The organism is Providencia sp. PROV188 (genome assembly GCF_027595165.1).
Taxonomy (GTDB): Bacteria; Pseudomonadota; Gammaproteobacteria; order Enterobacterales; family Enterobacteriaceae; genus Providencia; species Providencia lanzhouensis.
This window is the reverse complement of record NZ_CP097291.1, coordinates 1,438,048-1,461,062: the sequence shown is the minus strand read 5'-3', so window position 1 is coordinate 1,461,062 and position 23,015 is coordinate 1,438,048. Positions and strand designations below refer to the sequence as shown.

The 23,015-nt window shown below is 43.3% G+C and carries 19 protein-coding genes; 7 read left to right on the top strand and 12 right to left on the bottom strand.

The window, feature by feature from the left end; all coding sequences use genetic code 11:
* Window positions 1-54: 54 nt before the first annotated feature.
* On the top strand, window positions 55-1,110 hold the full coding sequence (locus tag M5X66_RS06480) for a 4-oxalomesaconate tautomerase (protein ID WP_154600283.1): 1,056 nt from the start codon (window positions 55-57) through the stop codon (window positions 1,108-1,110).
* 48 nt (window positions 1,111-1,158) lie between these two features.
* Here the strand turns inward: M5X66_RS06480 and M5X66_RS06475 are convergent, their stop codons facing one another.
* The 4 genes from M5X66_RS06475 to M5X66_RS06460 all read right to left on the bottom strand — a co-directional run bounded on the left by M5X66_RS06475 (window position 1,159) and on the right by M5X66_RS06460 (window position 5,672).
* Window positions 1,159-2,292 carry an AAA family ATPase gene (locus M5X66_RS06475; protein ID WP_036951316.1) on the bottom strand — a complete coding sequence of 378 codons (1,134 nt, stop codon included), beginning with the start codon at window positions 2,290-2,292 and terminating at the stop codon, window positions 1,159-1,161.
* On the bottom strand, window positions 2,289-2,999 hold the full coding sequence (locus M5X66_RS06470; RefSeq protein ID WP_154610143.1) for an RNA ligase family protein: 711 nt from the start codon (window positions 2,997-2,999) through the stop codon (window positions 2,289-2,291). The genes M5X66_RS06475 and M5X66_RS06470 overlap by 4 nt, the downstream gene beginning before the upstream one ends.
* A 218-nt stretch (window positions 3,000-3,217) precedes the next feature.
* Window positions 3,218-4,039 carry a VanW family protein gene (locus M5X66_RS06465; protein ID WP_270103950.1) on the bottom strand — a complete coding sequence of 274 codons (822 nt, stop codon included), beginning with the start codon at window positions 4,037-4,039 and terminating at the stop codon, window positions 3,218-3,220.
* 316 nt (window positions 4,040-4,355) lie between these two features.
* Window positions 4,356-5,672 carry a CitMHS family transporter gene (locus M5X66_RS06460; protein ID WP_230085122.1) on the bottom strand — a complete coding sequence of 439 codons (1,317 nt, stop codon included), beginning with the start codon at window positions 5,670-5,672 and terminating at the stop codon, window positions 4,356-4,358.
* A 608-nt stretch (window positions 5,673-6,280) separates the two neighbouring features.
* On the opposite strand from M5X66_RS06460, the gene M5X66_RS06455 reads away from it, so the two are divergent.
* Window positions 6,281-7,372 (top strand): NADH:flavin oxidoreductase/NADH oxidase, encoded by a 1,092-nt coding sequence (locus M5X66_RS06455; protein ID WP_154634733.1) that lies wholly within the window; start codon window positions 6,281-6,283, stop codon window positions 7,370-7,372.
* Window positions 7,373-7,462: 90 nt separating this feature from the next.
* On the opposite strand, the gene M5X66_RS06450 is transcribed toward M5X66_RS06455, so the two are convergent.
* Window positions 7,463-7,783, bottom strand: a complete 321-nt coding sequence (locus M5X66_RS06450) for a lipoprotein (protein WP_036951331.1) — start codon at window positions 7,781-7,783, stop codon at window positions 7,463-7,465.
* A gap of 291 nt (window positions 7,784-8,074) precedes the next feature.
* Window positions 8,075-9,547 carry an anion permease gene (locus tag M5X66_RS06445; RefSeq protein WP_036951333.1) on the bottom strand — a complete coding sequence of 491 codons (1,473 nt, stop codon included), beginning with the start codon at window positions 9,545-9,547 and terminating at the stop codon, window positions 8,075-8,077.
* 697 nt (window positions 9,548-10,244) lie between these two features.
* On the opposite strand from M5X66_RS06445, the gene cutA reads away from it, so the two are divergent.
* Window positions 10,245-10,592 (top strand): divalent-cation tolerance protein CutA, encoded by a 348-nt coding sequence (gene cutA, locus M5X66_RS06440; protein WP_036951336.1) that lies wholly within the window; start codon window positions 10,245-10,247, stop codon window positions 10,590-10,592.
* Between the two features lie 358 nt (window positions 10,593-10,950).
* Window positions 10,951-11,298 (top strand): carboxymuconolactone decarboxylase family protein, encoded by a 348-nt coding sequence (locus M5X66_RS06435; RefSeq protein WP_036951341.1) that lies wholly within the window; start codon window positions 10,951-10,953, stop codon window positions 11,296-11,298.
* A gap of 45 nt (window positions 11,299-11,343) precedes the next feature.
* Here the strand turns inward: M5X66_RS06435 and betA are convergent, their stop codons facing one another.
* The 3 genes from betA to betI are packed head-to-tail and all read right to left on the bottom strand — an operon-like array spanning window position 11,344 to window position 15,147.
* Window positions 11,344-13,011 (bottom strand): choline dehydrogenase, encoded by a 1,668-nt coding sequence (gene betA, locus M5X66_RS06430; RefSeq protein ID WP_154600286.1) that lies wholly within the window; start codon window positions 13,009-13,011, stop codon window positions 11,344-11,346.
* Window positions 13,012-13,044: 33 nt separating this feature from the next.
* Window positions 13,045-14,523, bottom strand: a complete 1,479-nt coding sequence (gene betB / locus M5X66_RS06425) for a betaine-aldehyde dehydrogenase (protein ID WP_270103949.1) — start codon at window positions 14,521-14,523, stop codon at window positions 13,045-13,047.
* Window positions 14,524-14,544: 21 nt separating this feature from the next.
* On the bottom strand, window positions 14,545-15,147 hold the full coding sequence (gene betI, locus M5X66_RS06420) for a transcriptional regulator BetI (RefSeq protein WP_036951954.1): 603 nt from the start codon (window positions 15,145-15,147) through the stop codon (window positions 14,545-14,547).
* A 209-nt stretch (window positions 15,148-15,356) separates the two neighbouring features.
* On the opposite strand from betI, the gene M5X66_RS06415 reads away from it, so the two are divergent.
* The gene (locus tag M5X66_RS06415; RefSeq protein WP_270103948.1) at window positions 15,357-17,399 is read left to right on the top strand and encodes a choline transporter; all 2,043 of its coding nucleotides are present in this window, start codon (window positions 15,357-15,359) and stop codon (window positions 17,397-17,399) included.
* Window positions 17,400-17,473: 74 nt separating this feature from the next.
* On the opposite strand, the gene M5X66_RS18675 is transcribed toward M5X66_RS06415, so the two are convergent.
* The gene (locus M5X66_RS18675) at window positions 17,474-17,836 is read right to left on the bottom strand and encodes a hypothetical protein (protein ID WP_230083176.1); all 363 of its coding nucleotides are present in this window, start codon (window positions 17,834-17,836) and stop codon (window positions 17,474-17,476) included.
* Window positions 17,837-18,140: 304 nt separating this feature from the next.
* Between M5X66_RS18675 and M5X66_RS06405 the strand changes: the two genes are divergently transcribed.
* Window positions 18,141-18,581: a GNAT family N-acetyltransferase gene (locus M5X66_RS06405; RefSeq protein WP_036951356.1), complete on the top strand. Its 441-nt coding sequence runs from the start codon at window positions 18,141-18,143 to the stop codon at window positions 18,579-18,581.
* 264 nt (window positions 18,582-18,845) lie between these two features.
* Here M5X66_RS06405 and M5X66_RS06400 read toward each other — a convergent pair whose 3' ends face one another.
* The gene (locus M5X66_RS06400; RefSeq protein WP_132494683.1) at window positions 18,846-19,562 is read right to left on the bottom strand and encodes an RNA polymerase sigma factor FliA; all 717 of its coding nucleotides are present in this window, start codon (window positions 19,560-19,562) and stop codon (window positions 18,846-18,848) included.
* 386 nt (window positions 19,563-19,948) lie between these two features.
* Window positions 19,949-21,103, bottom strand: coding sequence for a FliC/FljB family flagellin (locus tag M5X66_RS06395; protein ID WP_270103947.1), 1,155 nt, complete (start codon window positions 21,101-21,103; stop codon window positions 19,949-19,951).
* 476 nt (window positions 21,104-21,579) lie between these two features.
* Between M5X66_RS06395 and fliD the strand changes: the two genes are divergently transcribed.
* Window positions 21,580-23,013 (top strand): flagellar filament capping protein FliD, encoded by a 1,434-nt coding sequence (gene fliD, locus M5X66_RS06390; RefSeq protein ID WP_270103946.1) that lies wholly within the window; start codon window positions 21,580-21,582, stop codon window positions 23,011-23,013.
* Window positions 23,014-23,015 lie beyond the last annotated feature (2 nt).

The following is a 23,015-nucleotide window of genomic DNA, read 5'->3' as shown; positions in this document are numbered from 1 at the left end:
GCAATATAACGCACTCCATTTTTCTTACGGTAAGGCGTTCAAAAAGGACGCGTGATGAAACAAATTCCTTGTACATTAATGCGCGGAGGCACATCAAAAGGTGTCTTTCTCCTCGCTGACTCTCTCCCGACCGACATTCAACAACGTGATGAACTCATTTTAGCCATTATGGGATCCGGTCATCCTTTACAAATCGATGGTATTGGTGGCGGTAGCCCGCAAACCAGTAAAGTCGCCATCATTAGCCCATCAACGCACCCAGATGCAGATGTTGACTACCTTTTTGCGCAAGTCGCCATTACTGAGCGTATTGTCGATACCGCCCCTAACTGTGGCAATATTCTGTGTGCGGTCGGGTCATTCTCGTTAGAAAAAGGGTTAGTACCTATCACTGGAGATGTGACCACCGTCAGGGTGCGTAACGTCAACACCAATACCTTTATCAACGCCACCATTCAAACCCCCAATGGGCAAGTGGAATATAACGGTAAGGCAACTATTGCCGGTGTTCCCGGTCAGGCTGCCCCTGTTGGTTTAACCTTTCTTAATGCCAGTGGCACCAAAACAGGGAAACTGTTCCCTACCGGAAATGTGGTCGATATCATTGATGGTGTTGAAGTTTCTTGCCTCGATATGGCAACGCCCGTGGTACTTATCGATGCCCCACAACTTAATAAAACGGGATATGAAACGGCGGATCAACTTGAAGGCGATAACGAGTTTATGCAAAAACTGGAGCATCTTCGTCTGCAAGCTGGCGCCATGATGGGGTTAGGGGATGTGAGCAAAAAAGTGATCCCCAAACCGATTTTGGTCTCCCCTGCGATTCACGGCGGCACCATTAATGTGCGCTACTTTATGCCCCATAAATGCCATGGCGCATTAGCGGTAACGGGCGCAATTGCTATTGCCACCGGCTGCGTGATTTCAGGTACCGTTATCGAGCGTTATCTGCAAGGTGATGTGGATATGCAGAAGATTGCCATTGAACATCTCAGTGGCAAATTTGAGGTAGCACTAAGTAACCCGACGGATAAACCGGAAGGCATTCAAGCTTCTATTATTCGTACTGCTAGAAAATTATTTGAAGGAAAGGTTTTTGTGCCATGATGGCGAACTGATTGTCCTGCCTCTTTGACAGAGGCAGGATGATAAAACTTACTTCACCGGCTCACTCAAAAATTCACCATTGATAAAATAGGAAACTTGATGAGCTTCATCAGGGGTCGGTATTTCCAGTTTCCCCGCCATTCTTTCCATCACATTTTCCGGAACCGCATATTTGCGCTGACGATTTTGCTGCTGCCACTGCTTATACGGCACTTCCAGATAAATCAGATGCACTTTGGCTTGGTAGCGAGCAAATAGGCTAATCATGCTTTCGCGCAGTGAGGCACTTAGCGATGTCGCATTCCAGATAAAATCTTGTTTACTACGCAAATAAACTTTCGCCTGTTCTTTCGCTTGCTGCGCGACCCAACCTTGGGCATTTTTATCCGCTGGGCTGATTTTATGAATTCGGCGAATTTCATCCAAGCATACCATCGGCGTTTGTGGGTAATGTTGTTGAATAAAATGGTCTTTCCCCATTCCCGGCAAGCCACACAGCATAATCACTTCGCTACCGTCTTCATCAAATGGTTGATAATCCGGCGTCCCACGCTGAGTGTGGAAATAGTGAAAACGCCCCGCCAATGACGCGAAAGCTTTCGGCTGATCCCAGCAATCATGCTCACGGCAAAACAGTTCAAATAGCTCGATGCGAGCTAATAAGTCCGCTTTGTCTTCACATTCACGACCAATCGCATCCGCTTTCGCTAACATACACAGCAAAGACATTTCGACCCGTAATGAGGCGGCGTATAACGCTCGCTCTGGGTCAGGCTTATCCATCAACCATAATGGCAAACCGTGAAAGCGTACTAATGTGGCAATCTGCTCGCGGACAGCAAATGGCGTTTCCACTTCACGAAACAGGATATGGCGAGCGGATAACTCGCCTTTTTTTGCGTGTCCTGGTGAGCGAATTCGCCCCTCTTCTTCTCGAGTGGTGCTGCGCTTTTCCACATCGTGCAAGAGCGCAGCTGTCCAGACAATCTGCTGTTGCGCTTCAGGTAATTGCTGATATTCCGGTAAGCCTTCCAGCGCAGCTAATACCATTTGAGTATGGATAGCCACATCCCCTTCCGCATGGTGTATCGCATCTTGAGGGACGCCATGCATATCACGCACAAATTCAAACTGTTCAGCAAGTTGTGACCATTCTCGTTGTTTTGTTAGTTGCCAACTCATTGGTCATCTCCTTGCATTTCAAACGCTAATCTTGCGCGCTGCCAATTTCGTTTCCAGTGGATATCGGTTTTTACATGGTTTTTGCGCACATACTTAAAAACGTGCTGGATAAAATCACCCACGGCAAAACCTTGGCGATTGCGTGTCACTATACCTTCCATACTGCACGGTTTTCCGGTATGGGTATCTCGTGCAATAAATTGGCTATCTTCCCCTGCCGCGGCGATTAATCCGCTGCTGTACTGCTGAGCAGTGAGGGTTTTATCGATAGCCAAATGAAGCTCAGGTACGGTTGGGAAATCAAACAGTGATGCGTAAAACTTCACTTCATCCCAACTTAGCCAATAATCCCCTTGGCGCACCGCAAACACGTAAAAATAATCTTCGATATGTTGATATTCGATGGAGTGCACGGCATACAGATTTTCACCAAACAATTCGATATCACCCAGATCGTCTTTAATTAATTGCCAACGCTGACGGATTTGCTGCGACCATGCCGACTGGGTCGGAGCGCCGTGAGAACGGGCAAATACGCCGTGACGATTCAGGCAATTATTTTCACCATCGAGTTTTTCAGTATGAACCAGTTGTTCAATATTTTGGATGTGCGCCCACCAATCGCTATTAATACGATCGTCGCTGGTGGTGCCCGGTGAGAACGGATAGTGATACGTTCTACCATACTTCCTTGATTGCATATTCATTATGCTTTCTCTACAGAAATAACAAAAAATAACAAATCTTTTGCAAGATTTGCCTCTGCGATAATTGAGAAATCAAGTGTTGGTATTACATATCTAGTCCGCGAGACGGCCTCATTTTGGATGTTTTATCAGAAAAACAGCAAGAAATAATTTAGTTGGGGGATTCTAAACGAATTAATTAGGTAAAAGCCAGTAACATATTCCTAATTATGCTCGTATTAACCCGCATCACTCAATTGAGATTCATCCAGTGGGTATTTCACCACCACTTTATTGCGGTACAAACAGCGGTCGCTGAGTGTGAGCGGCTCCTGCCCTTTGGTGGTGATTTGCTGCCAAATTTCATTATGGCGATAAATCACGCCGTGTTCCCGAACAAACTTATGATTTTGTTGGTAAATATGGTATTTATTTTCGCGGGGTTCTGAACACAGTAGCTCCCCTTCAATTTGGTGCTCACCAATTTTAAACACTAACTGAAATATCGCTTGAGTGGGGTTATACAACACAAGGTCGATATAGTTATAGAAGATAGCGGCACCTGATCCAAATGGCAAAACTCGCCCTTCATCGGGAAATGGGTCAAAACTGTGATTGGCGCGTTCCACCACTTGCAATGGTGAATGCATCGCCATCCAGTGGATTAAATTGCTGAGTTGGCAAATTCCTCCGCCAATCCCGCTGCGGGCTTCTCCGTAAGAAAGTTCCATTCCTTCCACAAATCCGCGTTTAGCCGTGGGTTTTCCCACAAGGCGACAAAATGAGAAGTATTCCCCCGGCGAGATGGTAACGCCGTTCATTGTTTCAATCGCAATTCCGAGGTTTATCACTTTGTTATGTTGTAGTCGAAGGTCTGATTGCCCCAATTTGCGGATAAGGCGCGATGTGTGTTTATGGTAACGGTATTCCAGCGGTTGCTCCGCTAAATTGCGGGTATATTTGCGCCCTGAAAATGCCCAGTGCCAGCGCCTAAGTAGCCGCTTTTGATTCACGCGCAGCCAATACAAGATAGGATGATAGGAAGAAAGTGGTTTGCGCATGTCGAGCCTTATAGGTTTCAGATAATGAAGGCATCTTCACATAATTCCATCATCATCAATATAGTCACTGTCTGATAATCGATGTTCCACTTAGCAACTATTTTATCTCACTGTTTTTTATCTTTTCAGACTTCAGACTTCAAATTTCAGATTCTAGCTTTTAGCATTTTCCTTAGCTTCCCCAAACATTGGCTCTATGGATTTTGTGCTGTAGCAAGGCGGCAAGTGCAGCTAATCCCTAGGAGCATACATAAGTATGTGACTAGGGTTAGTAAGCGAAGCCAACACCGCTACAGCGCAAAAGACGACGAGCAGATCAATAGAGACCTAAAACCCCCCCGACGGCTAGCGTAAAGAAACTGAACACCCAAATCCACCCGAACGAATACCGCAAATGACGCCCCATATCAATTCCCGCCAGCCCCATCGCCAGCCATGCTGCCGGTGAGAACGGGCTCACAAACGTACCCGCGTTATTCCCTATCGCCATAGCGTACACCACCGCTGAAGGATCAACCCCTGCCGTCGCAGCAATTTGCTGAATAATTGGCAGCAATGCAAAATAGTAAGCGTCAGTACTAGTGAAAATATCCATTGGTACGCCGAGGATACCCACAAAAATATGAATTTTTGATACCCATTCCGTTGGCAGAATTGATGTCAGATCCATTGCGATGGATTTCAACATTCCACCATCGGATAAGATGCCGAGAAACGCGCCCGCTGCAAGAATAATGGCCACCATACCTAACGCCTGTGGGGCGTGCAGGGAGAGCACCTTCATCTGCTCTTTGGGATTTGGGTAGTTAATTAATAACGCCAAAGAAAGCGCAATCATAAATACGTATGGAGCTGAAAGTAGCCCGAATGCTAAACAGATAATCGCCCCTACAATTAATCCACCATTAATTAATGGCTTTTTAGGTTTATGGGCAATATCAACCACATCTGCGATTTGCTCACTTTCGCCTAACAGTGAATCCATTTGATACGGCGTAGTGCCATTTAACGCGGCCGCAGCAATGCGACGCTTTTCACGCATTCCCATAATAATGGCAAATACCACCGCGCCACCCATACCAATCAATTGCACGGGAATTAAACCTTGCCATAGTGTAGAGGCATCGATACCTGTTACCGCTGACGCACGACCTAATGGTCCACCCCACGGCACCATATTCATGATCCCCATACTTGCGCACATCAGCAGCAACATTAGGTATGGACTCATACCTAATTGTCGGTATAGCGGTAATAATGCAGGAATAATAATTAAAAATGTTGCGGCGCCAGAGCCATCTAAGTGCACTACCCCCGCGATTAGCGTGGTCATGATACAGACGATAATCACATTACCACGGGTCATTTTGACCATCATGCGGATCAGTGGGTCAAAAATATGTAAGTCCTTCATCATGCTGAAGAACAAAATGGCAAACAAAAACATCGCTGCCACTTTTGCCACTTTATTAATGCCGCTTTCGAAAAAGACCGAGATTTCACCAATAGAATATCCCGCTAACAGTGCACCAATAAAAGGAATACAAGACATTGCAATAATTGGGCTAGCTTTACCCATCATCAGTAAAGTGACGATTGTCACGATGATTAAAATACCAATAATTGTTAACACATTGACCTTCCTTTTTAGAATTATATTTTCACAGGCTAATACACGTTGTTGAAAATAAAACTGCTACACTTTTACAGTTGTAATTTTATTTTCATCTCCATTACTCTTTTTACATAAAACTAATATTACGTAGGGCTATCGTTGCTTATATAAATCCCTTATTTAGGTTGCAAGATGAAAATTGTTTTTTTGCGGCAACAATATTCATTTAAAGGTAAAGAAAATCATTGAATAAAATAAAAACCCAGTGTGAAAATCTATTAGCACCATAAAAACCATAAAACCAAATTAAGTTTATCATGCTTGATTTATCATAGGGTTAACAAAGAAATGGGGAACTAAGCGAGTATTTATCATGATTTGAAATGACACATTGCAATATATCTACATTCTATCCCTGGTTCTTTTATTTATAATAAAAAATAGCAAGCAGAGATTTATACTTTTTATTCTTTTCCTCAAAATTATCTTCACGTTATTGCTTTTTCAGCTTACTTATAACGAAAAATTTTTTTGAATCCCTAAATTTGCCGTTTTATCACAAGAATGCTCTTACTTTTTTTGTATACTGTCAGAATTATCTTAAGTTTCGTTATAAGGAAAAAGGAATGAGTTACCTATTTTCACCTGCTAACTTAGGTCAAGTTCAGCTAACTAACCGTATTATTGTGCCACCTATGTGCCAATACTCCGCACATGAAGGTCTCATCAGCCCTTGGCATCAGGCTCATTATATGAACCTTGCCTTATCCGGCGCTTCCCTTGTGATTGTCGAAGCTAGTGCTGTAAACCCCGATGGACGAATTACTTACCAAGATTTAGGATTATGGAATGACGCTCAGATGCAGGCGTTCAAAACCCTATTAACGAATATCAAGAGTTTTGCCAATGCAAAATTAGGTATTCAAATTGCCCATGCAGGCAGAAAAGCATCCTGCGCACTACCGTGGGAAGGCGGGCAAAACTTAGCGCCAGACGATCTACATGGTTGGCAAACCGTCGCACCATCCGCTCTGCCTTTTGGCGACAGCTATTCACCAAAGGCTCTCACCATCAATGAGATCCACGAAATAACGCAACAGTTTGTTGATTCAGCAAAACGTGCTGAACAAGCAGGTTTTGATTTAATTGAGATCCATGCGGCTCATGGCTATTTACTGCATGAATTCCTATCTCCTATCTCCAACCAACGACAAGATGAATATGGTGGCAGTTTTGTTAACCGTACTCGATTTTTAGTGGATGTGTTCCGTGAAGTACGTGCGGCGGTCAATCCAAATATTGCTGTCGGTATCCGTATTTCTGCAACAGATTGGGTTGCAGGGGGCTGGGATCTGGCTCAATCCATCGAACTCACTGAAGTGCTAGAAGAATTAGGGTGCGATTATATCCACGTTTCTTCCGGTGGATTATCAGACAAGCAACAGATCCCGGTCAGCCCAAATTACCAAGTACCACTGGCGCAAGCTATTCATGAACATACCGATATGCCAGTTATTGCTGTGGGGCTGATCACCGAGCCTCACCAAGCGGAAGCGATTATTGCGACTGGGCAAGCTGACTTTATTGCGATTGGTCGTGGCATTTTATATGAACCACGCTGGCCATGGCGTGCCGCCAGTGTGCTCAATGAACAAATTAATGTGGCACCACAATATTTACGCTGTGCTCCACATCAATTTAAACAGCTATTTAAATAAGCGTTGATTTAAAAACCTATCCTAAAAACAACAAAGCCACGGGATTTTTCATCACCGTGGCTTTATTTAACAATGACTAAAGTTATTCAATTAACGCGCGTTAGTTGCACACTCTTGAACAAATGAAATCATAGTTTGTTGGAATTCAGGCGCAGCAGCAGGTGATTTTTGCAGTTCACTGTCTAAACGCTTAAATTCTTTTAAACCATATTTTTCAACAGTTTTATCATAAGCACAGCCACAGATTGCGCTAATAGCTTGTGCTGTTTCTGTATCAGATTCGCCCGCTGCTTTTACACAGTTGTTTACGAACTCAGAACGATACTCTGCAATCTCTTTTTTCTCGTCTGAACACGCTGACAACAATGCCATCATACCCGCCATACCCAATACTAATGCTGTCTTTTTCATTTTTAACCTATTTATCTTTGTTTACATCGGATTACAGTTTATATCGGATTACATTAAAACCCTACAACATGCCTTAGTATTAATCATAGCTGCTTTAAATTAAAAAATCTTGTTTCTATTGAATATTTAATTGCCCTATTTATTTCAATAAATTCACTAATTTAAGGTTTAAATTTTATGTTTCCTCTCTCAGTAAAATATAATTTCACTCACAGTCAATAGAGGACAAAAAAGCCGGAAGATAATTCCGGCTTTTAGTGAATACCTATTTTCAATTAATATTCAATGGCATTACCAGTAACCAAGGAATTTCCACCAAATACTTCCTAAACTGATCCAAATAATTAAGTTAACAACGCTCATCACAAAGCCCGCTTTCCACCATTCGCCCAGTGTGGCATAGCCCGAACCGAAGATAATTGGTGCCGTACCCGTGCCGTAGTGAGTTAATGACATCATTAAGGATGAGGAGAATGCTAAGGTTAAACCTAACAGCATTGGCGGTGCGCCTAATGCAAGACCCGCCGCAAAGAAAGCCCCGAACATTGCGGTAATGTGCGCAGTTGTACTGGCGAAGAAATAGTGAGAGTAAACATAGATTAGTACCAAAATTAAGGTACCCCAAACCCAACTAATTCCCATGCTATCGATAGAGCTTCCTACCGTGACAGACATCCACTTAATAAGACCTAATTTACCTAAGAAGCTAGCCATCATCACCAGTGCGGCGAACCAGACAACGGTATCCCATGCCCCTTTATTTTTCAGGACATCATCCCAGTTAATAACCCCAGTGCCCAATAATACGCTCAGACCAATAAAGGCTGCCGTGGTTGCATTCACGCTGAATGATGGACCAAACAACATTTCAGGAACCCCTGCCCACATCATTAATAACAGGATAAAAACCCCTAATGTGATCATTTCAGGCAATGAAATTGGTCCTAATTGCTGTAAACGTTCTTTGGCAAAATTAGGAGCATCCGGTGTAGAGGTAATTTCTGGCTTATACATAAAGTAGATAACCAGTGGCATTAAAATCAGAGAAACAATCGCCGGTACAAATGCCGCAATCGCCCACATTCCCCAAGTTAGCTCATTACCTTTACCCGCTTCGCTGACAATTAAGCTGACAATCAGCGGGTTCGGTGCCGTTGCTGTAATAAACATCGCGGAGGTAATTGGGTTGATATTATAGTTCACTAAAGAGAGGTAGCGCCCTATTTTCCCGGAAGTACCGTCTTCTGCCTTAGAACCAAAACTGTCTGAAATCGAACGCATAATCGGGTGAATAATTCCCCCGCCTCGCGCAGTGTTACTTGGCGTCACAGGCGCAAGAATGGTTTCTGCAATGGCCAGCGAATAAGCAATCCCAATGGTTTTTTTACCAAACAGTGAAATAACGTAATAACCTATACGCGCTCCCAGCCCCGTTTTATTCAAGCTCATGGAGACCATGATGGAAATACCAATCAGCCAAATCAGGTCATTAGAAAAGCCACTTAATGCATCTGCAATCGCGCCTTTTGTAGATTCAGGATTGGTGACCCCAGTCGCGGCCACCAAGGAAATCGCAACGATAGAAACACCACCAATCGGTAACGCTTTACCGATAATCGCAGCGATAGTTCCGACAAACAGGGCTAATAAATGCCATGCATTCGGATTAACACCTTCAGGAACAGGAATAGCAAACCAGATAATTAACGTAATCGCGACCGCGATTAAGGTAGGTATCGGTTTTAACGGAGTCAGTTTATTCATAAGGGTATCCATACAGTTTTTGAGATGGAATGACAGAGAAAGTGCAATATATATTTTTTTATTCTCAGTCGATGTTAGCAAATAATCACCTGAAAATATTGATCGTTATCATTTGGTTACTGAGTTTCATATGAATTTCAAGCCATTATGTAACAAAATGTAATTGAAATTCACAAACAGTCACACACCCTTAAAATGAGTTAAATGTGGCGGTGAAATAAAAACGAGTAACAGTTATGTATAAAAACGTCACTAACTCTTCCATCGGATTAAAGCGATTAAATATTAAAATATTTCCCAAAACTCAATTAATATACAAAAATTCAATAATTATTGATATTTACCTATCTAAAACTTAATGCTGAATCGAATTACTCATAATTAATCAAGAATAGCAATAAAGCCCCTTGTAAATAGATTTACTTTCGTTTAGTAGAGCGAATGAAAATCAACCAGGCTAATTGATTAATGAAATTATTTAGCTCAAGCCTTAAGCTATTAGGGTACATATATTGCTATCTCATGGGCAGCCAATTCATTACCCAATAAGATAATCGTTATCAGTAATAATCATCTCCACATTAATCACGTACTTCTCTATTTGTATCATTATGTGACTACGTTTTCTTACGGGCAGCTGAACTAGAATGAATCAGGCTACTCATTTAAATAAGCCCTTTAAATAAAGGAGATTAAAATGACATTTGACGATACTCATTATAAGAGCCAGCAACAACCTTGCATCGTTTTAAGTACGACTAATAGCCAAGAAAGTGCCATAAAAATTGCACAGCACCTGTTGAATAACCATCTTGCTGCCTGTGTTTCATTATTACCCGAAATGAAATCAGTCTATTTGTGGAAAGGAAATGTGACAGAAGATAAAGAAATTCTATTACTGATAAAAAGCACGATTGGTAATCAGCAAGCGCTATTTGATGCAATCAAGGAAATTCATCCCTATGAAATTCCTGAGTTAATTCGTTTAGACCCTAACCAAGTTGAGGATAACTATTTACAATGGCTAGTTAATTCTGTTCGTTAATATTAACACTTCCATATTATTTTTAGTTTATATTCCTTTTTCATATAGCAAATTTTGATCATTTTTATTAGCTGGTCAGCTTTGGTAAATACAAAATTAGTGTTATATAAGTAGTCTCGCTTAATATTTATTTTCCTCCTTCGTTTGGAGGATTTTTTTGTCAAATTGACACTAATAGCGTTAAATTTCAGATCAAACATCTAAATATGAATCTTTCAATTTAATACACCATCCTTTATTAAATAAAAAGTATAAATCTGTTTTATATCTTATTTCGAATATTTTCCTTGCTCAATGTTATCCTTAAATTATATTAAAATATATATTATTTAATCGCATAATGTAAGGCGGAGAAACAATGTCAAAGTTTACTGAAATCAATCAAAACCTACTGCAAACCATGCCGGAGCTGGCTCAATTTATTCCTGAAGTCATGATGCATTTTTCTAACTTAATTGCAGCTGCCTCGACAGAGGGAGTTCTGGATAAAAAAACCAAAGAGCTGATTGCGATTGGTATTGCGGTTGCCAATCGCTGCGATGGCTGCGTTGCTTTTCATACAAAAGCTTTGGTCGATTTAGGAGTAACCCAACAAGAACTTGCTGAAACTTTAGCTGTTGCCATTTTTATGGGGGGAGGCCCTTCAGTTATGTATGCAACTCAGACATGGAATGCGTATAAAGAATTTACCAACCATTGCGAATAAGCATGTACAAAGGGTGAGGATGCCCCCTCACCCATAAACCACGTTTTAGCCCGCTCTAACCACCTGGCTACCAGCGTTAAAATAGGGAGCCTGGCTGGGTGCTAATGGCTCTCGACCGCGAATTTTGTCCGCTATTTTTTCCGCAATCATAATGGTTGTGGCATTTAAATTGCCTGTAATAATCAGCGGCATAATGGATGCATCAATCACTCGTAGGTTATCAATCCCATGGACACGCCCTTCACCATCGACGACCGCCATAGCATCCGAGCCCATTTTGCACGTTCCACAAGGATGAAACGCAGTTTCCGCGCGTTCTCGTACAAACTGATCAAGTTGCTCATCGGTGACAATATGCTTGCCGGGGCTAATTTCCTCACCTCGATACGGGTCTAACGCGGGTTGAGCCATAATTTCCCGCGTGATACGAATCGCTGCGCGAAACTCTTCCCAATCCTGCTCACAAGACATGTAATTAAACAAGATGCTAGGGTGTTGATGCGGGTCACGAGATTTTATCTGCACTCGACCTCGGCTAGGTGAACGCATAGAACCCACATGTGCCTGAAAACCGTGTTGATTCACCGCATTACTACCATTGTAGTTAATCGCCACCGGCAGAAAGTGAAATTGAATATTTGGCCATGCAAATTTTTCACTGCTACGAATAAACCCACCCGCTTCAAACTGATTACTGGCACCAATACCGGTACCTTTAAATAACCACTGCGCACCAATCATCGGCTGATTAAACCATTTCAATGCGGGATACAGGGAAACGGGTTGCTTACATTCATATTGCAAGTACATTTCCAAATGGTCTTGCAAATTTTCACCCACACCTTCCAGATAATGAACGGGAGGGATCTCAAACTGCGCTAATACCGCTTTAGGGCCGACACCGGAGCGCTGCAATATTTGCGGGGAGGCGATAGCCCCAGCGCATAATAAGACTTCTTTGCGCGCCTTCGCCACCTGCACTTGCTGATGCTTTCCTAAATAATACTTCACAGACACCGCTTTTTTCCCTTCAAACTCAATGGTATCCGTAGTGGCATGGGTAACTATCGTCAAGTTTTTACGGGTGCGAGCTTGGTCTAGATACCCTCTGGCGGTACTCGCACGACGACCTTTTGGCGTCACCGTACGATCCATCGGACCGAACCCTTCTTGCTGGTAACCGTTTAAATCCTCTGTTTTCGGATAACCCGCTTGAACGCCAGCTTCAACCATCGCGTGGAATAGCACATTATTGTGGGATTTTGGCGTCGTCACACTCACGGGGCCTTGATCGCCGTGGTAATCATTTCCACCAATATCGCGGGTTTCTGCTTTACGAAAATATGGCAAACAGTTGGCATAAGCCCAATCTTCAAGCCCCGGTGCTTGCGCCCAGCCATCAAAGTCCATGGCATTTCCACGGATATAGCACATGCCGTTAATCAATGAAGAGCCGCCAAGCCCTTTACCGCGCCCACATTCCATACGGCGGTTATTCATATGGGGCTCAGGCTCTGTTTCATACGCCCAGTTATAACGGCGCCCCTGAAGTGGGTATGCTAATGCCGCTGGCATTTGTGTGCGAAAATCGAACCGGTGATCCGGTCCTCCTGCTTCAAGGAGCAGCACAGTAACATCAGTATCTTCTGTCAGGCGGGTAGCAAGAACGTTACCGGCTGAACCAGCACCGATAATAATGTAGTCATAGACCATTGTTATCTCCTCTGTTTCAGTCAAATTAAGTGATTAAAAAATGGATGAAAACTCTCCGAGTTCAACTTGAATGGATTTGATTTGAGTGTAATTTTGTAGCGTCATCAGACCATTTTCGCGCCCTACACCAGAGTGTTTATAACCCCCCACTGGCATTTGCGCAGGGGATTCTCCCCAGGTGTTGATCCAACAAATTCCCGCTTCTAATTGGTGAATAACGCGATGAGCACGGGCGAGATCTTGCGTGACAATTCCTGCGGCTAAACCATAAATCGAGTGATTTGCTCGCTCAATGACCTCGTCTTCTGTGAGGTAGCTTAGAATGCTCATTACAGGACCAAAAATCTCTTCTTGGGTGATTTGCATTTCATCTGTGCAATCAGTAAACACCGTCGGTGCCACATACGCGCCGTTTGCCAGCGACTCAGTCATCAGACGCTCACCACCACATAACACGGTCGCCCCTTGCGCCTTACCAATCTCGATATAGCGCAGCACATTGTCCAGATGCTTGAAGCTGACTAAAGGCCCAAAATTGGTATTTTCATCGGTTGGTGAACCAATACGAATGCGAGCAACGCGCTGTGCGATTTTGGCTTCAAAGGTGGCTTTCAGGTTTTCTGGGATAAACACCCGCGTCCCATTGGTACACACTTGCCCAGAGCTGTAAAAATTTGCCATCATGGCGATATCCGCGGCTTTGTCTAAATCGGCATCATCGAAAATAATCAGCGGTGATTTTCCGCCCAGCTCCATGGTGACCTCTTTAAGGCTTGAGCTAGAGGCATTCGACATTACTTTTTTCCCCGTCGGGACGCCGCCGGTAAATGAGATTTTGGCAATATCAGGATGCTCTGTTAGCCATTGACCCACTTCACCGCCCATTCCCGTTACCACGTTAAACACCCCCGCAGGTAAGCCCGCTTCAGTGTAGATTTCCGCCAGCTTTAATGCGGTTAATGAGGTAACTTCGCTGGGCTTAAATACCATGGCGTTACCCGCTGCCAGTGCCGGTGCGGATTTCCATAACGCAATTTGAATGGGATAGTTCCATGCGCCAATCCCCGCAACAACCCCCAATGGTTCACGACGAGTATAGACAAACGAGGTTTCACGTAGCGGAATTTGCTGCCCTTCTAGAGCGGGGATCAAGCCTGCATAGTATTCAAGAACATCCGCGCCCGTCACAATATCCACAAAGCGCGTTTCAGAAAGTGGCTTCCCCGTATTGAGGGTTTCTAAATAGGCGAGTTCATCATTACGTTCACGTAAAATATCCACGGCACGGCGCAAAATACGTGAGCGCTCCATCGCGGTCATTGCCGCCCAAATTTTTTGCCCCTGTTTTGCACTCTCCACCGCCCAGTGAATATCGTCGATGCTAGCTGATTGCAAATGTGCAATCACGTCGCCATTGGCTGGGTTGATTGCCTCAAACTGCCCGCATTCAGGTTGTGAACTGTCGACATATCCGCCATGAATGTAAAGCTTATGAATCGGTGGATGTTGCATAACGTCTCCTTTGAAAAATAGTTAGGTCGAATGGTCTCCTGCACGTGCCAATTGCATATCGATATATTCGTTAGTGATGCTGAGCGCTTCCGTCACAGGAAAAGACTCATTGCTCAGCGCACTGCGTAACCATAATCCATCAATCAAGGCAGCCAGACCTTTAGCAGCACGGCGTGCGGCAGGTTTACTTAGCGCTCGTCCAAACTCATAGCTCAGGTTTGAATATAAGCGACGGTCATTCACCCGCTGTAAGCGGTTCAGATTTGGCTGATGCATACTGCTCGCCCAAAATGCTAGCCACGTTTTCATTGCGGCTTCACTGATTTGAGTGGAATCAAAGTTCCCTTCCACAATTGCCTGAATTCGCGCTTTAGGATTTTCACCACTCAATAATCTGAGTCGCATCGCAATACCAAACCCGAGTTGATACTGGATATGGCGCATGGTGGCCTCCAATAAACCACTCTTATCACGGAAATAGTGGCTAATAATCCCAGTAGAGACTCCCGCTTTACGGGCGATCAGCACAAAGCTGGCTTCTTGCATTCCCACTTCGTTGATGACAGCTAAAGTGGCCTGAATTAACTGCTGTTTACGTATCGATTGAACGCCTATTTTCGGCATGGCATGAAGACCTAATAAGACCATTGAACCCATTCATTAAACGATTTTTTAATTGAATGTTCAATCAATATTAACTATTGTTTACAACAATTCATTTACAAATAACTCGAGGAGATACCCGTGAAATTTTAAATATTTACTAATAATTCAATGCGTTAGTAAATAATCTAATTTTAAATTTTCATCCAGATAAAACTGTGGAACTGCCAATGACAAATTCAAAAAGTCCAAAAAATGGGCAGAAAGACCAACTTAATCACGTTGTTTTTTTTACCTCCGCCGCCTTAATACTGGCGTTTTCTTTTTTCACCATCCTGATGACTGACACCGCAAATCAATGGATTGTTGCAACACTGGGTTGGGTGTCAAAAACCTTCGGCTGGTATTACTTACTTGCCGCCACCTTGTATATCGTTTTTGTGATTTTTATCGCCACCTCGCGCTTTGGGAACATCAAACTGGGACCAGAACAATCCAAACCGGAATTTAGTTTGCTCAGCTGGTCAGCGATGCTGTTTGCCGCGGGGATCGGCATTGATTTGATGTTTTTCTCGGTGGCTGAACCGGTCACTCAATATATGTTACCGCCAACAGGTGAAGGCGAAACCCTTGAAGCGGCTCGTCAGTCGATGGTGTGGACACTGTTTCACTATGGACTCACGGGCTGGTCAATGTACGCCTTGATGGGCATTGCGCTCGGTTACTTTAGTTATCGATATAATTTGCCATTAACCATCCGTTCTGCCCTATATCCGATTTTTGGTAATCGGATTAACGGACCGATTGGTCATACCGTCGATATTGCCGCCGTGCTCGGGACGATTTTCGGTATCGCCACCACCCTCGGTATTGGCGTGGTTCAGCTCAATTACGGGCTAAAAGTGCTGTTTGACCTTCCTCAAGGGCTAACGGTGCAAGGCGGGCTGATTTTCCTTTCGGTAATCATGGCGGTCATTTCCGCCACATCGGGGGTCAATAAAGGGATCCGTATTCTCTCGGAACTCAACGTACTGCTGGCATTAGGACTGATCCTGTTTATCCTCTTTGTGGGGGATACGGAATTTCTGCTCAATGCGCTAGTACTCAACGTCGGGGATTATGTGAACCGTTTTATGGGGATGACCTTGAACAGTTTTGCGTTTGATAGACCGACTAACTGGATGAATAGCTGGACGCTATTTTTCTGGGCATGGTGGGTAGCATGGTCGCCTTTTGTTGGGCTGTTTTTGGCACGAATTTCCCGTGGTCGCACCATTCGCCAGTTTGTGATTGGCACACTAATCATCCCTTTTGTCTTCACACTACTTTGGCTCTCTATCTTTGGTAATAGCGCTCTGTATGAAATTATTCATGGCAACAAAGCGTTGGCTGAAACGGTATTAGAGGCCCCCGAAAAAGGGTTTTATTCCCTACTCGAGTTATATCCGGGGTTTGGATTAACCGCCTCCGTTGCCACCATTACAGGGTTGCTGTTTTACGTGACATCCGCGGATTCTGGCTCATTAGTGCTGGGGAATTTCACCTCAAAACTGAGCGATATTAATCACGATTCTCCTAATTGGCTGCGAATTTTTTGGTCAGTAGCCATTGGTTTACTCACTCTCGGGATGTTAATGACCGATGGAGTGCCCGCCCTGCAAAACACCACCGTGATTATGGGGTTGCCGTTTAGTTTTGTGATCTTCTTTATTATGGCAGGGCTGTATAAGTCATTGCGGTTTGAAGATTATCGCCGCGTCAGTGCCATTAATACCAATGCCCCTGCGCCGCTGTATGGTAACGAGCCGATTAAATGGAAACAGCGTTTGGGACGTGTGATGAATTTCCCGGGCACCACCTACACCCAACGGATGTTAGATTTAGTCTGTATTCCCGCGATGCAAGATGTAGCTAAAGAATTGGAATTGCGTGGCGCGAAGGTGGAATTTGCGATCTATCCTCTTGCCGAAGAAGAGCGACTTAACCATTTAGAGTTAGTGGTCGATTTAGAAGAAGAGCAAAGTTTTATCTATCAAATTTGGCCACGCCGCTACACGGTGCCAAGCTTTACCTACCGCGCTCGTTCCGGTAAATCCCACTATTACCGCCTTGAAACTTACTTGTGGGAAGGCACCCAAGCTAACGATTTAATGGACTACACCAAAGAGCAGGTGATCAGCGATATTCTTGACCAGTATGAGAAGCATTTGAATTTTATTCATTTAAGCCGCGAAGCACCGGGATCAACATTGACCTTTCCCGAAGGAAATTGATACGGAGCTGATTATTTAAACAATATAAAAGGCGCTCAAAAAGCGCCTTTTGTTTGCAACACGGGGAATACTAATTATTCATTCTGATATTTTTGCTCTAGCATGGATTGAAGCTCGCGCGGGTTGTTCATCCACGATAAATGCCCCGGACAGCCTGCTGCCGTTGGGTTGATATCACAAGGGCGGATGTGATTGAGCAAGGACTTTTCATCTTCATCCCGTTGTTCGAGTAGCGATTGGTAGCTACGATCTTGCTGAGCAATTTTTAATTTAGGGTCAAATTTGAACTTCTGCTCTTCCCGCAGTGAGTCCACTCCTTGGTAGTTTTCATGATATAGGCGATCAACGGGTGATTTTTCTTTAAATGACAAGTCGGTGGCAAAGCCAAAAGGAGCACAGAAAACAAGAAAAAAGACAACAATAACCTTTTTGAACATATGGATACCTACTGTAAATGCATAATTTGGCATTATATTCACTTACAACCCATTGGTGTATAAAATCCATTATTGATTTTTAAATATTGTTATTTATTAAATAGTTGGAATTAATTAATCATAAAATCAATTGTTTGAATACTCATTAATACCCATAGTGATTATTTCTGCATTTTTATCTATTGCTTTCATTACTCTTCATCAAATAGCGCAATGTCATCACGCAAAAATACAAAGAAAAACAGGCAATTTTCATGATTTCGAGCTAAAACTATATTAGCGTTTTTATTTATGAGGGAATGACATGGAGCCAGTGAATAGCCACATTACATATAAAGTGAACCATTCGATTTCGGTGGATGATTTTTTGAATTTATTGAAGCAATCCCCACTGGATACGTTTGTGCCCACTGACGATGTCGCATTGCTGGATTCGATGTTAAATAATGCGGATTTGTTGATCAGTGCTTGGGTGGATGAGCAGGTGGTGGGTTTCGCTCGCGCGATCACGGATTTTAGTTTTTGCTGCTATATCTCTGAAATTGCGGTAGATACTCAGTATCTTCACCAAGGTGTCGGTAAGCATTTGCTGCGCCTCACCGCCGAGGAGCTTCCCCCCGAGTGTCATTTAATTTTTCGCTCCACCCCCGACTCCCAAAACACCTACCCCAAACTCGGCTTCAATCCCTGCCCCAACACCTGGCATATCTCCGCCAAAAGCTTTCTAGACAAAATGAAAAGCTAGTTTTTATTTTTTCTTAATTTCGTCCTTGTTTTTGATTTGGTTTTGTCCTTTATTACGACTCCCCCAATGCTCTAAAGAATTTGGTTTTAGCTTTAGTTTTGGTTTTGGTTTTGGTTTTTCCCTTGACCTTCCCCAAACATAGCTCTAAATAATTCGCGTTGTGATAAGGCGGCGAATACGCTAAGCCCTGGGAGCATACACAAGTATGTGACTAGGGTTAGCTTATGAAGCCAACACAGTCACAGCGTGAAGTATGACGAGCATTTAAGTCCTCAGCTTAGAGCGCAACCGTTTGATGGCCTGACTGTGAAGCTGACTCACTCTCGACTCCCCCACCTCCAGCACCGCACCAATCTCTTTCAAATTCAGTTCTTCTTGGTAATACAGCGTCAGCACCATTTTTTCGCGCTCAGGCAATTGCTCTATCGCCGCCACGATTTGATCTTTTAGGCTGGATTCCATCAGTAAACTCAGTGGGTTGCCGCCATCGTCTTCATCCATTGAAGGTTCGCAGCTTTCCCCGTGCACTTCGTGCCATTCATCGTAAGAGAACAGCTGGCTATTGTTGGTATCTAGCAGCACTTGGCGATATTCCGATAGATCGATATCCAGCGCTTTGGCAATTTCTGGCTCTGTCGCACTGCGCCCAAGGCTTTGCTCAAGTTCACCAATGGCTTTGGTCATTTCTCGCGCTTGGCGACGTACGCTACGAGGAACCCAGTCACGGCTACGCAGTTCATCGAGCATGGATCCGCGGATCCGCTGCACAGCGTAAGTGGCAAAAGAGGCACCTAATGAGGCATCGAAACGTTCTAATGCGTGGAGTAGACCGATGCCCCCCGCTTGGATTAGGTCATCGATATCAACGCTGGCAGGAAGTCGGACTTGCAGTTTTAGGGCTTCATGGCGTATTAGAGGGTAATAACGCTCCCATAGGCTATTTTTATTAATGACACCTTCGGCAGTATATAAATCACTCACAACCTGAATCACCCTTCAAGTTTTAACTAAAGGTAGCCATTATCTGTGTTACGCGTAATTTCAATCCGCAGAGTAAGGCACTAAATCAGCCGTTATTCTTTTTATCCTAAATAAATTTGATGGAGCCCAATATTTTTTGATTCTATTTTTTGCTTTTTCTTTTGACCTTTGCCCTTACTTTTGACCTTGTTTTTGACCTTAACAATGCCAAAGCGCGCCCTAAATAATTCGTGTTGCAGCTAGGCGACGAAGGAGATTATCCCTAGGAGCATACTGAAGTATGTGACTAGGGTAATTTAGTGCAGCCAACAACGCTGCGGCGCGAAGTATGACGGGCAAAAAAAAGACCAGCAAAGCTGGTCTTTAATAAACTATAAAAGTCTAAATTAACGTAACAGGCTCAGAACACCTTGTGGAACTTGGTTAGCTTGCGCTAACACTGCAGTACCTGCTTGTTGCAGAATCTGACCACGGCTCATGTTAGAAACTTCTGTAGCGAAGTCAGCATCTTGGATACGGCTACGTGCTGCGCTCAGGTTGTTAACAGAGTTGTTCAGGTTGTTGATAGTAGACTGCATACGGTTTTGGATAGCACCTAAGTCTGAACGCAGGCTATCAACAGTTGCTAATGCTTTGTCTAAAGTACCCAGAGGACCTTTATCATCCAGAACTTTTTTCTCTGCATCAGAGAGTTCAGCTACATTTTTAAATTCAAGTTTTGCAGTAACTGCTGCAGGGGACGCTGCAGAATCAGCAGGTGTAGCTGTTACATCAGCTTTTAGAACAACATTTTCACCATCAACGGTACCAGTTATGTAAGCTTTGGTTTTATCTACTGCACCTGTAGTAGCATCAGTTTGGTAGTATACTTTTGCCCCTTCAACATCTTTACCACCAAATTTGATTCCATCCAACCCAGCTTTAGCGGCTGTTAATGCATCAGCTTCTGCACCGTCACCTTTAATATCTGCTGCAAAATCACTTGCTGAAACAGCTGCGCCCATCTTGCTTGCACTTGCATCAAAATTATTCAGACCTAATACTTTGCTATCGATTTTTTTCAAGTTAATAGCGATAGTTTCAGAATCGTTAGTACCAACCTGAATTTTCATTGAAGTATCTTCGCTAAGAACTTTCACACCGTTAAACTGAGTTTGTTCAGAGATACGGTTGATCTCGTCCATACGCGCAGTAACTTCTTTATTGATAGAATCGATATCGCTCTTAGAGTTAGTGCCGTTTTGTGCTTGAACAGTCAGTTCACGAATACGTTGTAAGTTATCGTTGATTTCGTTAACTGCGCCTTCAGCGGTTTGTGCGATAGAAATACCGTCGTTTGCGTTACGTGCAGCTTGAGTTAAACCTTTAACGTTTGCAGTGAAACGGTTAGCGATTGCTTGACCCGCAGCGTCATCTTTTGCGCTGTTGATACGTGAACCAGAAGATAAACGCTCAATCGCAGTACCCAGTACGCCTTGTGAACGGTTTAAGTTGTTCTGAGTAGTCAGAGACAGAATGTTAGTGTTAATGACCTGTGCCATAATGTATGTCCTTTATTATTCAATATAATACAGTGTTAATACTCTAAATAATTCGTGCTGTATCTAGGCGGCCAGCGAAGGTATCCCTAGGAGCATACTGAAGTATGTGACTAGGGTGACTGAGTGCAGCCAACACCGATACAGCGTGAAGTATGACGAGTATTCTGTTAAGAAATTTTGTCAGCAAATACATTATCGGCGGCACCCAAAACCCCTTTAGCCATTTTTATAAAAATTTTTCACGTCTATTGGCAAAAGCGCACTGGAATCAGCTTTTTTCAAACTAAATTTTTTATTAAACCCTTCGATTATGGTTAATGTCCTTATCATTTTTATTCAATAAGCCTAATTACCTGCTTTTTACGGTTTAACTCCTTCCATTATTATTTCGCAGAATAGTCTAATATTTTTCCCCAATTCGCCGATAAAGGACTAAATACGAATTTATTTTCAGGGTTTATATTCAGGAGAGATTTATGGCAGGCATATCTACACTCGGTATCGGGGCTAACTTAGACTTAAATGTGCAAATGGATCAATTAGAGGCAATGGAAAGGCGCCGTCTCGACCCATTAACACAACAGAAAGCCAGCTATGATGCGCAAATCAGTGCATTTGGTAAAATGCAATCTTCATTAGAAAAACTGAAAAAAGCAGCGGAAGATCTCAAAAAATACGAAGATATCAGCACCACCAAAGTGAGTGGTGAATATAAATCTTTTGATGTGAAAACCGATGGTAAAGCGGTTGCTGGTGTACATGATATTAAAGTCACCCAACTGGCTAAAGCGCAAACTATTGCGACCAAAGGACACAGTGATAATAAAGAATTACTGGGTAGTGATGCCAAAGAGCGTACCATCACCATTACTCAGCCTTCTCAAAAAGAAGCAAAAGATAAGATTGTTATCAAACTTGACAATGAGAGCACCTCATTAGTTGAGATTGCTGATGCCATCAACAAATCGGATAAAGGCGTTTCTGCATCCGTTATTAAAGATAAAGATAACCAATACCACCTCGTTGTTACCGCGAAAAAAGCAGGTACTGATAGCCGTATGAGCATCAGTGTTGACGGCGATGATAAATTAGCGAAAGTACTGAATGTCGAGTCAACCTTGGTCGATGGTAAAGTCACGATTGTTGATGAAGCCAGTAGTGGTATGGAACAAAAAGTTCCACCACAAAATGCGCAATTAACTATCGATGGTTTTGACCTTGAGTCACAAACTAACGAAGCCAAAGACCTGTTTCCTGGTTTAACTCTGTCTTTAAAGAAAGAGAGTGAAGATGGCAAATCAGACCATTTAATTATCTCTGAAGATATTGAGCCAGCTAAAGCGAAAATCAAAGCCTGGGTGGATGCCTATAATGAGTTCCAAACCTTAGCCAAAGAGCTCACTAAATATACCCCAACCGAAAAAGGCACGGCACCCGATAAAACCAATGGCCCATTAATTGGTGATTCAACTTTACGCGGTATTCAAAGCACCTTACGTAACCAAGTTCGTACCCCACAAGATAGCGGTGAATTAAACCTGCTGAATAAAATGGGGATTAAACAAAAACTGGACGGTACGTTAGAGATCGACAGTAAAAAACTCGATAGCGCCATAAAAGATAACCCATCAAGCGTAAAAGTATTCTTTGCTGGTGACGGTGAAAAAACTGGATTTGCTACCGAAAACTTTAATTTCTTAAAGGATACCTTAGATAGCAAAGAAGGCACGCTGCATACCGCCACTGATGGCGTACAGAAGAAAAAGAAAAGCATCGATAAACGTATCGAGCAAACCAATAAACAAATTGAAAACACCATGGATATCTATCGACGTCAGTTCCAAAACCTCGATAAGATGATGAGTTCACTGAACAGCACAAGCAGTTCATTAGGCAGACTTTTAGGTTAACC

Bases quoted from the DNA above. Each gene is read 5' to 3' on its own strand.
- betA (WP_154600286.1), bottom strand. From the start codon at position 13,011: ATGGTCTATGACTACATTATTATCGGTGCTGGTTCAGCCGGTAACGTT.
- M5X66_RS06450 (WP_036951331.1), bottom strand. From the start codon at position 7,783: ATGAAAAAGACAGCATTAGTATTGGGTATGGCGGGTATGATGGCATTG.
- M5X66_RS06465 (WP_270103950.1), bottom strand. From the start codon at position 4,039: ATGCGCAAACCACTTTCTTCCTATCATCCTATCTTGTATTGGCTGCGC.
- M5X66_RS06480 (WP_154600283.1), top strand. From the start codon at position 55: ATGAAACAAATTCCTTGTACATTAATGCGCGGAGGCACATCAAAAGGT.
- M5X66_RS06445 (WP_036951333.1), bottom strand. From the start codon at position 9,547: ATGAATAAACTGACTCCGTTAAAACCGATACCTACCTTAATCGCGGTC.
- M5X66_RS06405 (WP_036951356.1), top strand. From the start codon at position 18,141: ATGGAGCCAGTGAATAGCCACATTACATATAAAGTGAACCATTCGATT.
- cutA (WP_036951336.1), top strand. From the start codon at position 10,245: ATGACATTTGACGATACTCATTATAAGAGCCAGCAACAACCTTGCATC.
- M5X66_RS06470 (WP_154610143.1), bottom strand. From the start codon at position 2,999: ATGAATATGCAATCAAGGAAGTATGGTAGAACGTATCACTATCCGTTC.
- betI (WP_036951954.1), bottom strand. From the start codon at position 15,147: ATGCCGAAAATAGGCGTTCAATCGATACGTAAACAGCAGTTAATTCAG.
- fliD (WP_270103946.1), top strand. From the start codon at position 21,580: ATGGCAGGCATATCTACACTCGGTATCGGGGCTAACTTAGACTTAAAT.
- M5X66_RS06415 (WP_270103948.1), top strand. From the start codon at position 15,357: ATGACAAATTCAAAAAGTCCAAAAAATGGGCAGAAAGACCAACTTAAT.
- M5X66_RS06395 (WP_270103947.1), bottom strand. From the start codon at position 21,103: ATGGCACAGGTCATTAACACTAACATTCTGTCTCTGACTACTCAGAAC.
- M5X66_RS18675 (WP_230083176.1), bottom strand. From the start codon at position 17,836: ATGTTCAAAAAGGTTATTGTTGTCTTTTTTCTTGTTTTCTGTGCTCCT.
- betB (WP_270103949.1), bottom strand. From the start codon at position 14,523: ATGCAACATCCACCGATTCATAAGCTTTACATTCATGGCGGATATGTC.
- M5X66_RS06455 (WP_154634733.1), top strand. From the start codon at position 6,281: ATGAGTTACCTATTTTCACCTGCTAACTTAGGTCAAGTTCAGCTAACT.
- M5X66_RS06475 (WP_036951316.1), bottom strand. From the start codon at position 2,292: ATGAGTTGGCAACTAACAAAACAACGAGAATGGTCACAACTTGCTGAA.
- M5X66_RS06435 (WP_036951341.1), top strand. From the start codon at position 10,951: ATGTCAAAGTTTACTGAAATCAATCAAAACCTACTGCAAACCATGCCG.